This is a genomic window from Flagellimonas yonaguniensis, assembly GCF_029193885.1.
GTDB lineage: Bacteria > Bacteroidota > Bacteroidia > Flavobacteriales > Flavobacteriaceae > Flagellimonas > Flagellimonas yonaguniensis.
Genome location: NZ_JARFVB010000001.1, coordinates 757,166 through 770,376 on the forward strand (window position 1 = coordinate 757,166; position 13,211 = coordinate 770,376).

General features: G+C 41.7%; 6 protein-coding genes. All 6 read right to left on the bottom strand.

Annotated elements, in window-relative coordinates; translation table 11 throughout:
* Positions 1-4: 4 nt before the first annotated feature.
* The 6 genes from PY092_RS03425 to PY092_RS03450 all read right to left on the bottom strand — a co-directional run bounded on the left by PY092_RS03425 (position 5) and on the right by PY092_RS03450 (position 12,976).
* Entirely contained in the window at positions 5-1,336 is a 1,332-nt protein-coding gene (locus tag PY092_RS03425; protein ID WP_275614451.1) for a vanadium-dependent haloperoxidase, read from the bottom strand.
* Between the two features lie 10 nt (positions 1,337-1,346).
* Complete coding sequence (locus PY092_RS03430; protein ID WP_275614452.1) at positions 1,347-4,586, bottom strand: VCBS repeat-containing protein; 3,240 nt, start codon at positions 4,584-4,586, stop codon at positions 1,347-1,349.
* A complete protein-coding gene (locus PY092_RS03435; protein ID WP_275614453.1) occupies positions 4,579-7,926 on the bottom strand; it encodes a VCBS repeat-containing protein in 3,348 nt (1,115 codons plus the stop codon). The genes PY092_RS03430 and PY092_RS03435 overlap by 8 nt, the downstream gene beginning before the upstream one ends.
* Before the next feature lie 151 nt (positions 7,927-8,077).
* Complete coding sequence (locus tag PY092_RS03440; protein WP_275614454.1) at positions 8,078-8,236, bottom strand: hypothetical protein; 159 nt, start codon at positions 8,234-8,236, stop codon at positions 8,078-8,080.
* Between the two features lie 29 nt (positions 8,237-8,265).
* Complete coding sequence (locus tag PY092_RS03445; protein WP_275614455.1) at positions 8,266-9,843, bottom strand: RagB/SusD family nutrient uptake outer membrane protein; 1,578 nt, start codon at positions 9,841-9,843, stop codon at positions 8,266-8,268.
* A 10-nt stretch (positions 9,844-9,853) separates the two neighbouring features.
* A complete protein-coding gene (locus tag PY092_RS03450) occupies positions 9,854-12,976 on the bottom strand; it encodes a SusC/RagA family TonB-linked outer membrane protein (RefSeq protein WP_275614456.1) in 3,123 nt (1,040 codons plus the stop codon).
* Positions 12,977-13,211: the final 235 nt, after the last annotated feature.

A 13,211-nucleotide genomic window follows, 5' to 3' on the forward strand; every position in this document is an offset into this window, starting at 1 on the left:
CGGATTAGCCTTTTGTCATATCCAATTTGTCCACTATAAATTTGCCAAGATCTCTACCTTGTTTGATTCCAACCTCAATGGCCGCACGGTAATGGATGCCACCATACATTCGGCTTAATGCAGCCTCGTCGGAGGCTTGGTTGAAAGAAGTAAAGGAACGAACGGGCAGGCCATAAGCTACTTCAGTATCATCATCAAAGGCAAAGTTGTCTCCAAAAATGTCCGTAAGCGCTATGGCCGCTGCACCGGATACTACGCTGTGTCCGCTAGTGTATTCCGGGAACGGGGGCGTTTGTAGTACAGGCTCCCAACTATCGTCGATATATTCATTGATGACCGTTTCCGGACGAATGAGGTTACTTCTATATTTTTCGTCCCAGCAGCTTATGAAAGCGTCGGCAATCGCAATGGATGTTTTGGTATAGGCATACACAGTTTTGGCAAAATCGGCATCTGTTTTTCTAGCGGCTATTTTGGTAATACCGATCCAATGTGCACCTGGGGTTATCTTCTTGGTGGCGAACATCAGGTGGCCACGGGTTACGGAAACATAAGGGTTGCAGTCCCAAAACTGGGCAATCGCTATTTCATCAGACTTATCGCCTTTGCCGATCATACTCTTTCTCACTTCGTAAACTTCCATCACTTCTTGGAAAAATTTGGAATCCTTCTCCAAGGAAAATTCTGGTGGTGGAATGGGTTTGAACTGTTGCGCAGAGTCAATGGCAAATGGACGTATTTTTTCCCAGTGAGGTTCTATACCGTTCATATAGGCAGGGGGAGTGGGCTGCCAACGAGAGGGGTCTTCGGAATCCACAGAGAATTTGGGCATGGTACGCGTTTCCTTGTAGTTGTCCTTGTTCATCCATTCCCCAACAAAGTTGGCCACTTCCGTTCCGTATTCCTTGCTGGCAATAAAAACGGTTTCATTTTTATCCTTCCAGATGGTGTATAGACTGTCGCGGAAGCTTTCCATCCTTTCTTCGGAGAAGATAAGTCTTTTGCTGATGTCCATGTGGGCGATCAAGGCAGCCATTTCGTAGTTGATGTTCTCACTATTTTTAGGGTCTGGAATGTTTTTTAAACCAGTTACCTGCCCTGCCAAGGATTTGTATTCATCGTTTTTCTTGGCTACAACTTCGTATGCCGCAATGTTGGAGTATGCAAATATTCTACTGGCCACTGGTGGCGAGAATATATCGTGAATCATGATTTCCACCACCTTGTCAACAGATGCATGGAATTCCTCTGGGGAGACTTCTACGGGTTCCTGTTTTTTCTGACATGATGCCAAAACCAACATTAGAGCTGCGATTAAACTTATTCTTTTTTTCATGGCCTTGCGATTAATCATTGATTTTATAGACTTGTGCTTTATCGTTGTTGAACACTGCCAACAAATATTTTTGATTGTTTAATATGATTGTTTTTAAGTGTCGAATTGATTTTTTTGTGAAATCCAATCCCAATTGGTTACCCAAAATAATGCTGCCATCACTTTTGATAAGGGCCCCTGGAAACGAATCCAACCTACCGTGATAAGGCTTTACCCCAAAATAGTTTCCTCCAATCAACACCTCTGTATTCCCATCATCATCAAAATCATCTACCAGAAATGACATAATCGGGGATACTTGGAGTTCATTTTTAAATGGGACAAAAACAAAGGTACCATTATCATTTCTTAAATATCCAGATTTCAGAGTGTTGACCTCCATTAAAGTGGATGCATCCAATACATCCTTTCCGAATATTTCTTCCATGGTATCTCCAGCAAAGGATTTATAGGTGGTATATTTCTTTTTAAGGAATACCATTTGTGAGGCCAATCCGTCCAATGTTTCAAGAGGGTAGTACTTGCCATTTTTTTCCATGGCCGTCACTGTCTCGGTCTGACCGTTATTATCAAAATCATTGAAATATAGTTTCATGGGATGTTCCTCGGAAGCTTTGAACTTGGAATTGGTGCCCCAGTTTCCAAGAAGGTAGTCCATGTCACCATCCCCATCAATATCAAAGGCTTCAATGGCTTGCCAGAGTCCAGGTATGTTGACCTGTTCCACTTCAGTGAAAGAACTGTTTTGGTATTTTAAAAACTTGGGAGACATCCATTCCCCTACCAAAATAAGGTCGGGGTTGCCATCTCCATCAAAATCACTCCAGATGGCGTCGGTTACCATTCCTTTGGAAAAGGCTTCAAAATCTTTCCTCTCTTTGAAAGTTCCCTTGTCATTTTCCAACAAATAGGAATTGGCTGGAGCCCCGAACTTGGCTGTAATGGTGTGTCCGCCAATAAAAACATCCAAATCCCCATCGCCATCAAAATCAAAAGGTTTGATGACAGAGGAGTTCTGATAGTATTCGGGTAGTTTTGAACTTACAAATGCAGTATCCTGCTGAATATAATAGGCATCCAATAAAGGGTCGGATTTTCCAAAAAAGTCACCGCCTCCAGATGTAGTGATCAAATCATTCTTTCCATCACTGTTAAAGTCCGCAATGGCTGCCGAAACATTTTCCTGAATGGAATCTTTTTGAATACTAACAAATCGTTGGTTGACAAAATTGGAATCTTGTTGCACATAGATTTGTGAAGGCCCATATTTTGATCCTCCAAAGAAAATATCCTCCTTGCCATCGCCATTCATATCACCAACTGCAAAAGCAGGTCCTCTATCCGAAATTTGATAGGGAATCAATTTTTCGCGGTTAAAGTCCGTATAGTTGTCTTCCACATGGGTAAAATCCAGACCAAGATTGTTCTCGATGGGGCTGAACAATGTTTTTTTCACTTTGTGTAAAGAACTGTAATCAAAGGGTTCTGTATTTGTTGGCTTTATGGTAAGTGTTTGGTTTACTGGAACATTTTGTAATACCTGAAAGGTCTTGTCCGGCCAAACTATTTTTATGGAATCTACCACTGCTACATCACTAAAACCAAAATGTATCATTGGCTCTGAGGATGCCTGAAAGCCACGTGTAGGGAACAGTTCCTTGAACTGAAGTCCTCCATTGACATACGAATATACCTTAGTGCCAATGCCAAAGGTGTTCTTGCCAGTGTAATTGAACTTTAACTTTAGATAATTGCTTTTGTCGTTTGTTTTATTGATGTAGAGGGAAGCTGGTTGATCGATATTGTTGGTCACCACATCCAAATCGCCATCACCATCGAGGTCGCCCATGGCCGTTGCACCGGATATCAAGGTGTCTTTCGTAATCCATTTTTCGGACATGTCCTGAAAATGAAGTTCCTTACCTCCTTTAAAAACATAGTTGTGCACACTTCCGGAAGGCATTAAGTCCAATGCTTGCTGGTCTACAAGTTTGGTGTTGTCGATTTTACTTTTGATTTGGTCGCTTGAAACAAACTTGATGAAATCCAAATCATTGGGTCTTTTTGGAATTCCGTTGGAAATAAATACATCTTGATGTCCATCTTGATCATAATCCCCAAAAAGACCACTCCAGCTCCAATCGGTGGCGGCAATACCGCTCATCAAAGCTGTTTCCATGAAATTACCATCGGGCTGGTTTACAAAAAGCATGTTGCGTGTAAACTGATAATGGTACCCAAAACGGTCTATTCGCATCTTTTGGGTTTGGATATTGTCATCTCCCTCAGAGGATTTCAGGGCCACTTCGTCTTCGGGCAGCATATCCAACGAGAGAAAATCGGGTCTACCATCGTTGTTGATGTCGGCCACATCGTTGCCCATGGAGAACCGGGTGGTGTGGCCAAAATATTTTTTCAAGCTTTCGGTAAAGGTCCCGTCTCCATTATTGAGGTAGTAATAATCGTCTTCGTGAAAATCGTTGCCCACATAGATATCGGGGTATCCATCTTGATTGAAGTCGGCGATGGCCAAACCGAGTCCATAACCGTTTACGCCCCCATAAATACCTGCCTCTTCACTCACATCGGTAAATTTTCCATTATCGTTGCGCAATAGTTTGTCCCCAGTTTCATAGCTGCGTTCATACCTTAGATCAAACCGTCCAAAGGAATTTTGGGTGTGTACGGCGTGGTTGAGCAGGTACAGGTCGAGGTCGCCATCCAAGTCATAATCGAAAAAGGTTGCATTGGAACTGTACGAGTCAAAATCCAGTCCGTATTTGGCGGCACTTTCAGTAAAGGTATTGTCGCCGTTATTGATATATAGTTCGTTAAAGCCATTGAACCCATTGATGCCGACCACTGCACAAACGTAGATGTCCAATAGACCGTCCCCATTCACATCGGCCATGGTAACTCCAGTGTTCCATGTGCTGTTTCCCTCAATCCCCGCTGAACTGGAGATATCTTCAAATTTAAGATTGCCTTTGTTGAGGTACAATTTGTTTTTTACTTGGTTTCCGGTAAAAATGATGTCAGGTAAACCATCGTTATTGATATCGCCAATGGAGACACCACCACCGTTGTAAAAGTAGAGGTAGTCCAAAATACTCAAGTCTTTTGAAGAGGTAAGTGTATTGGTAAAATCCACGCCTGTTTCCTTAGGGGCAGGATTTTCAAAAAGACTTCCTTCCTTTTTACATGAAACAACGAGGGTTGTTGCCAGTAATGTGATTAGAAACCTATTCATTTAGGGCAAAAATCTTTGGTTTGTTGTTGTTTACAGCTGCAATAACATAAACGTTACCGTTTTTGTCCTTGAACTGCTTTAAATATTTCACTTCATCCCTAACCTTGAAGCCGCTGGTCTCGTAATCTTGCCAAGTGAAGCCCAAATTGCCGTCACCCAATAGTAAGTTTCCCTGACTGGCATCCAGTCGGGAGAACTGAGGCTTAAACTCAAAGTTGTTCCCGGCCATGATCAAATCCAAGTTGCCATCCTTGTTGACATCGGTACAAGTGATGTCGCATACGCAGGAAAGTTGTACCCGGGGAGGTAGATTTTTAATGGTAAACTTCCCTCCGCCTTCGTTGATGGCAATTACCGATGCAGAGGTTTCCGATTTTTTGACAATGGATTTCTCCATCACTTCTTTTGGGAAAAGTTGATGTATGGTGCGGTGGGCATAATCCGATGCTTTTAGGTTTTGCTTTTTGAGTAACGGCAGTTGCTCGGTAAGTTCCCTTTTCTGATGTATTGGATAATCGCCACCGTTTTCTTGCATGGTCACGATTTGCTCAATGGTTCCGTTGTTATCATAATCATTGATATACATTTTCATTGGGGCGTATGCTGTTGGTTTGTAGTGGAGGTTTAAACCTTGGTTGCCCAATATCAGGTCTTGGTCGCCATCTCCATCCAAATCTGCAGCCTCCACAGTATTCCACCAACCATACAGACTGTCCAAAGAACTGGTCATTTTCGATAATCTTCGGCCTGTGCTCTTATAAATTTTTGGGGTGTCCCATTCTGCAGTGACAATAAGGTCTTTTTTTCCATCCCCGTCCATATCTTCCCATTTGGAGTCGGTTACCATTCCGGCATCCTTGAGATCGTACCCCAATCTTTCCGTAACGTTGTTGAAGGTCCCATTGCCTGTATTTTCCAGTAAAAGATGGTCGGGAGATACACCATATACACCCACTACGCTACGGGAGCCAATGAAAAGGTCCATATCGCCATCGTTGTCATAGTCATGGGGAGCAATGGTGGAAATATTCTTAAATGTTGAAGGCAGTTCGTTTTCCGATTTTGAAAAGGTTCCGTTGCCATCATTGAGATATAGTCGAGCTTTGTAACCCCGTTGTTGGGTTACATCATTTCCTCCTGACCCCACAACCAAATCCAAGTCGCCATCGCCGTCGGCATCAAAAAATGCTGCAGCAACATCCTCATGGTTCTTGTCTTCGTCAAAAGCCGTTGATTTTTGTTGGGCTACTTTTCCATTCCCTCTGTGAAGATAAATGGTTCCTGATTGGCCTTTGGCCCCACCAATAAAGAAATCTTCGTTACCATCTCCATCCACATCGGCAACTGCCAAGGAGGGTCCTTCTTGTGAAAGTTTGTGGGAGATGAGTCCTTCGTAATCAAAATCGTTGTAATTATCTTCTTTATGTTCGGTAATCGGGTTGTTGTCCAACTCTTTCAGGAATGATTTTTTAGCTTCTTTCTTTGGAATTGAATAGGTATCCGTAGCATTGGTATAATCCATGCTCAATACTTGGTTGACCTTCACGTTTTCCAATTTTTGTGTTTTTTCATCGGGCCATATAATCCTGATGGAATCCAATTGTTTTGATTTGCCCAGCCCAAATGTCATATCGTATTGCACAGAGGATTGGAACCCTCTTGATGGAATCAATTCTTGATTCACGATGTTGCCATCGAAATAGATTTTGGCGAGGGTACCTACCGCAAAAGGGTTGCTTTTTGGCCCTTTGAACTTCAGTTGAATGTAATTGTTGCTCAACTGGGATTCGGTGTTGTTTTTATAGATAAAAGCTGTTGTGTTTACGTTGTTGATTACCAGATCTAGGTCACCATCGTTGTCCAAATCGGCGTAGGCGGCACCGTTAGAGCGAGAGGGAAGTTCAAACCCCCATTCTTTGTTTGCATTTTTAAAGGAAATATCCCCATTGTTCTTATAGGCGTAATTGGGCTGTGGTTTTATCGGCATTTTACTGATAATGGAATCTATGGATTCCTTTTTTCCAGTCAATGCCATTTTTTGGACGATTTCGTTGGCAAAAAAGTCCACGAAGTCCAAGTCGGTAAGATCATGATTGATACCATTGGTGATAAAAATATCTTTGAGGCCATCGTTGTCCATATCAAACATAAGCCCTGCCCAGCTCCAGTCCGTGGCATCGATGCCACTGTAGTAAGCCACTTCGGAGAATGTTCCATTTCCATTGTTGAGTTGCAATGTGTTTTGGATGTACTGCTGTCCGAAATCTTTGTTCTGTTTTAAGTTAAAAACATTGTAGCCTTCAAATTCCATTACGGATTTTACCCGGTGTTCTTCCTCGGGCAACATATCGGTAATGAAAATATCGTTGTGTCCATCGTTATTGATATCGGCAATATCGATTCCCATAGCGGAGAGGCTCAAGTGGGAGGTCCACTCTTTGATTTCTTCATTGAATGTTCCATCTCTTTGATTGATATAGAGGTAGTCTCTTTCATAAAAATCGTTGGATACGTAGATGTCTGGATAAAGGTCACCGTTAAAGTCGGTAACCAAAACACCAAGTCCAAAACCGATCAGGCTTCCATAAATTCCAGCTTCTTCACTTACGTCCACGAATTTACCATTGTCATTACGTAACAGCATATCCCCAACTCCTTTGAAAATATCGGGCACACCTTCCCAATCTTGTGCTCTAACTTCACGCTGTTCTGCATAGCCAAGGCTACTTACGGGAATGTTGCTGTTGTTTAGGATATATACATCCAGATCTCCGTCTTTGTCATAATCAAAAAAGGAGGCGTGTGTAGTAAAACCGGTCTTTGCCAGATTGTATTCTTCGGCTTTTTCAGTAAAGGTTAAATCTCCATTGTTGATGTAAAGATCATTGTCGTGGTTGTTGCCTTCCATGTTGCCAGCATTGGAGACATAGATGTCCAAAAGTCCATCGTGATTGATGTCAACCATAACAACACCTGTGGACCAAGGCTTGTTTCCCAGTACACCTGCTTTTTCGGAAATGTCCTCAAACTTCATATTGCCTTTATTGAGATATAAGCGATTGGGTTCCATATTTCCAGTCAAATAAATATCCTGAAGTCCATCATTGTTGATATCTCCTATGGCCACACCTCCACCGTTGTAGAAGTTACGGTACTTAAAGATGTTGAAATTTTTCTGGTTTTGTACTTTGTTGATGAAGGAAACGCCTGTTTCTTCAGGTTGCAATAGTGTGAAAAGCGTTTCAGGGCTTTCTTCTTTTTTTGATTGAGCACCTTCTTTATTATTACATGCGGCTAGGCCTATCAGTAGAAGGCTTGCAGAAATATATTTCAGTTTCATTTAATGTTCTGTTTTTTGACCAAAAAAGTGGGGATTTCATTGTTCGTCGTTAAGATGAACCCTTCTTTCCCAATAATATTTATTTTTTCATTTTTTCTGGCTGCACCGGAAATCACCAAGTTTTGTTTTCCAACTTATATTGCCATATTCATCATTCTTCCAATAAAAATCCGTGTGACGCATCCAATCTACCAAGTTGGGTGCTTATCTCAAAATTATTGCCCGCCATTAATATTTCATTAATCGTTTCTTTATTGTTTTTTGCCTTTTGGGTAAAATAGAAATGCCGCCCTGTGATGGTGGGCGGCATTTGTCTTAAAAACAGCTTGAACTTTATGCTTAGTAACCTGGGTTTTGAACTAGGTTGGGATTGGATAAAAGTGCTGTTGCAGGAATTGGGAATAGATTCATATTCTCATCTCCGCTAACTTCTTTAAGGCCCCATGGTGCAGTAAATTGCCCAAATCTTACCAAATCATTTCTTCTCCAGAACTCTATGAACAGTTCACGGGCTCTTTCTTCAAGAAGGGTTTGTTCGGTAACACTTGCTAAATCAGGGGTGTCTTCTCTTAGACCTCTCAAATCATTAACCATACTTGTTGGGTCTCCGCCCATACGCATCATTGCTTCTGCTTTCATCAAATGTGCATCTGCATATCTGAATATGATTTGGTGTTGCCTATATGAATTTACCTGATCTTCCTCATCGGTAGGGTCATAAGGGTGGTATTTGATAACCCGAACTCCCTCAGCTTCACCGTTACCTACAAGTGAAGGAAATTCTTTTTGGAATACCAAAGGCTGGTTTTGTCTGTTGGTCAATGGGGTTCCATCTTCATTATACTGTAGATCAATGAGGAAACCATAACCAATACCTAAATTTTGGTCATTTGCCGTAGCGGCATCAGGAACATATCCTCTTCTTTCTTCTTGTCCATCCCCTACATAGTTAGTATTCGGGTCGCCTTCGAAAAGATCGTAGAACTCCGCCAATGTGGAAAATCCATTCCAACCACCACCTGTGTTGTCAGGAGCATTTTGGTTGTAGTGTAAAGTGTTCCAAATTCTGGCTCCCAAATCACTTCTCAAAAATAGAATGGTTTCAGTATCGTCAGTTGGCTCAAAAATCTGGAAATAACCCTCCTGGACATCAAAACCACTTGCGTTGATTTCGTCTACCAAATCAATTACATTTTGCATGTCTGCATTGTCAGCAGAACCAGTTCCTTTATATACATGACCGTTCAGATAGAGTTTGGCCAAAAGGAACTTGGCAGCCTCTTGAGTGGCTGTGCCCACATTTGCAACACCTGGGCTAACGGAAGGCAATCCTTGGATAGCCTCGGTCAGGTCTGTTTCTATAAAGCTGTAAGCTTCTGGTCTAGTAAGTACGGTAGGATTGATTTCCGGACCTTCATCCACTCCTCTAAAAGGAATAGAACCATAAAGATCCATAACAAAGAACATATTGAATGCTCTTAGGAATTTTGCTTGAGCAACAATACTGTTTTCCGCACTTGGTGTTTCAATGATTTCAGAGGCCCTAAAAATATTCTCATTTAGATTGTTCCAGGCATTTTTAATAAATAAATGATCTGGAGTCCATGTGTGCGTGTGTAACTGTCTCCACACTCCATTATCTCCCCAGTCTGTGCCTCTTGTGGGAATCAGCAGTTCATCTGAAGTAACCTCCGATAATGCGTACATGTTTTCTTGGGTTGCAAAATCTCCTCCAACTTCGTTGTACAAATCGTTCAATGCGCTGGCAGGATTAGAAACCCCAGTAAATCCAGAGTCTCCTGTTCCTTCACTTATTATGGAATCTGTTCCCTCTATTTCCAAATCGGTACAAGAATAAGTAAGACCTAGTATAAAGAGTGAAGCAAAAACAAATTTTTTATATGTTTCTAGTTTCATGCTTATTTTTTTAAAAAGTTACACTAAAGCCAAATGTATATGTTCTTGGCCTTGGGAATGATGAGTAATCGATACCGGCAATTGGAAGACCGTTCAAAAGGTCTGCCGAAGCTGGAGTAACACTTACTTCAGGATCCAAACCACTGTAATCTGTAATTACGAACAGGTTCTGACCTGTAAGGCTCAACCTCATGGTTTTGAAAAGCCCGTCGCCCGAGAGTGGTACGTTATATCCGATGGATGCAGTCTGTAATCTAACAAAATCCCCCTTTTCCAAGAATCTTGTGGATACTGAAGCTTCTGCAAAGCGACTTTCTTGACCTGCCAAGTCCACTACATCTTTTATAACATTGTTTCCACTTCCAATGGCACCTGCTGTAAAGAAGGCATTGGCCGTGTTGTTGTATATGTAGTTTCCGAATTGTCCAGTAAAATACAAAGACGCATCCCAGTTTTTATAGTTTGCCGAAGTAGAGAAACCCCCGGTAATGTCTGGAAGGGCACTTTTCCCAACAAATTTTTGGTTATCCGTACCACCTTCGTGAACCGGGTTTCCGTTTTCATCAAATCCAGTGAATTCCCTTAGATAGAAAGAGTAAAGTGGCTGGCCTGTTTGCAAACGTTGTGCAAATGCATTTGAAAGACCGGCACCTCTAATTGTACCTGCAGGAATGGCACCTTCAAAATCTTGAATTTCGTTTTTGTTGTATGCCATATTGAAACCGGCTGTCCAGAAAAAGTCCTCTCCTTGCAAAATATCGTAGTTAAGCGAGAACTCCACACCTTGGTTCAAGACCATGGCATCCAAGTTTTGGAAGAAAAATGGCTGTGGAGATGGCTGTGCTGCCTCAACACTAAGCAATAGGTCTCTGGTTTCTTTTCGATATACATCGACACTACCGTTTAAGCGATCGTTACCAAAACCAAAGTCAATACCAACACCATATTGTGTTGTTTCTTCCCATTTAAGGTCGGGATTTGCAAAATCAACCGTTTCCGTACCTGGCACATTCACGGCACCACCATCACCAACACTTCCATCAGAATATCTTTCCCTTCTCACATATCTACCATAACCAATACCATCTTGGTTACCCGTGATACCATAACTCAGCCTTAATTTAAGGGTTGATACGGCATCGCCGATAAAATCTTCTTCATTGATTTTCCATGCAAATGCTGCAGAAGGGAAAATACCGTACTTATTATTTTCCCCAAAACGTGAAGATCCGTCCGCTCTAACTGTTGCTGTGAACAAGTATTTGTCGGCTATGGTATAATTTACTCTTCCAAAGAAAGATTGAAGTTCGTCCGTATAATCAAAAGTGTCAGCAAATAGAGCTCTAACGGCAACACCGGAAGTTTCTCCAAGAAAGTCTGTCTCAGGTGTAGGGAACAAACGATTCACAAATAGACCTGCAGGATTGCCAGGTACATCAAAGGAATATCCATATTGCTGGTATTCTCCTGTAATCATGGATTCCAAAGTAGTTGCCGAACTTGCTAAGTCTTTGGGCATTTGGTTTAGGTCTGTTGATGAGTAACCCCAACCTTCAATATTTCTTCCTCTTGTGTTAAAATCTTGGTAGGAGAAACCAACCAAGGCATCTAGATTGGAATTGTCAAATTCTTTAGTGTAGTTCAATGTTGCTTCCAATAACCTGTTTTCATTAATCAAGTCGTTCAATGCTCCTCTACCATTGTTGCCGGCACCTCTCGCAACGTTGAAAGAGTTAGCTGTTAAGGAAGCTTCTCTTTTTGAATCGGATTTATCGTAACCAACAGTGATTTTTCCTGTCAAATCACTTGTGAAATCGTACTCGGCAGAGAGATTGACCAAAATACGGTCTGTATAGGTCATACTTTGCCAGTTGGTTAACAGGTTCAAAGGGTTTATCCTGTCCCCAGGATTGAATTCTGGATTGGCAGGCCAAGTTGGGTTCGCTGCATAAGCGGCCCCAAGCATGTCACCAGTGGAACCAGCACTACCACTCAATGGTGGAGCTTCATCATTGACCCTTGAGAGTGTACCTTGTAGATTAAGGCGCAGTTTATCTTCAAATAGACGCTGGGTGGCATTAAGTCTTCCAGTAATCCTTTCTTGAGAAGATTTTTCTATAACCCCGAATTGTTTTCCATAATTGAAAGTGGCCCTAACATTACCAGAACCGTAGTTTTGGGAATAAGCCAAGTTGTTGTTTGTTGAAGCTGTGGAACGGGTAACTAAATCTTGCCAATCCGTATCGGCACCAGCATTGATTGCTGTTCCTCCAAAAGCATCAACAGCGGAAAGGAATTCCGATGCGTTCAACAGATCGTAACTATTGGAAGGAGTTGAATAACTCAAATCAGAAGAGTACTCCCAAGAACCGCCTCTTGCTCCAGTTTTTCCACTTTTTGTAGTAATTATAACAACACCATTTGCACCCCTAGAACCATAAATTGCTGTAGCAGAAGCATCTTTCAAGATACTCATGCTCTCTATGTCATTTGGGTTAAGGAAACTTAGAGGGTTTCTTGCAGAACTGGAACCAACACCAATATTGGTGCCTTCTGAGGAAGTGTCCCCTGAAGGTAATGGCACTCCATCAACTACAAAAAGAGGGTTGTTGTTAGATCGAACCGAAGATGTACCCCTAATTCTAATGGCAACTCCAGAACCTGGCTCACCACTACCTTGAGAAATCTGAACACCGGCAGTCTTACCTTGTATCAATTGTTCCGGAGAGGAAATAACCCCACCATTGAAATCTTCAGAGGTTACTGCCGCAACCGAACCGGTTGCATCTTTAACAGTAGTTTGTCCGTAACCTATAATCACTACCTCGTCCAATGCTTGCGCATCTTCTTCCAAGGTTACATTAATGGTGGATTGTCCATTAACTGAAATTTCTTGGGTTTTGTACCCAATGTAGCTGAAAACCAAGGTCGCGGCATCCCCAATATCATTAAGGGTGTAGTTGCCATCAAAATCGGTCTGCGTACCATTGGTAGTACCTTTTACCAATACGCTTGCTCCTGGCAAAGGCCCGTTTGCATCCGAAACGGTACCCGATACTGTCTGAGCTTTCGCCAACCCAAAGCATAAAAATGCCCCGAGCAATAGAAAGCTTCTTAGTAGCGTAATCTTCATAAATAATTAATTTTAAGTTTAGTTAATTTTAATTCAAGTGTTAAACATATATAAAAAAAAGGTTAATCAAAATTTAAGTATATTGTAAAATAACACGAAAACGGTTTCGTGTTAATAACTTTGAAATGTGAAAGTGTGGCAAAACTCCAGTCGTTAGTTTGTTGTAATCTCAAAAAAGAGATTGAGAATTGTTAATTCAATAATGCACCCACTAATATAAGGAATTTATTTTTTG

Excerpts from the sequence above, each read along its gene's own strand:
- PY092_RS03440 (WP_275614454.1), bottom strand. The coding sequence starts at position 8,236 with ATGCCGCCCACCATCACAGGGCGGCATTTCTATTTTACCCAAAAGGCA.
- PY092_RS03430 (WP_275614452.1), bottom strand. The coding sequence starts at position 4,586 with ATGAATAGGTTTCTAATCACATTACTGGCAACAACCCTCGTTGTTTCA.
- PY092_RS03445 (WP_275614455.1), bottom strand. The coding sequence starts at position 9,843 with ATGAAACTAGAAACATATAAAAAATTTGTTTTTGCTTCACTCTTTATA.
- PY092_RS03425 (WP_275614451.1), bottom strand. The coding sequence starts at position 1,336 with ATGAAAAAAAGAATAAGTTTAATCGCAGCTCTAATGTTGGTTTTGGCA.
- PY092_RS03450 (WP_275614456.1), bottom strand. The coding sequence starts at position 12,976 with ATGAAGATTACGCTACTAAGAAGCTTTCTATTGCTCGGGGCATTTTTA.
- PY092_RS03435 (WP_275614453.1), bottom strand. The coding sequence starts at position 7,926 with ATGAAACTGAAATATATTTCTGCAAGCCTTCTACTGATAGGCCTAGCC.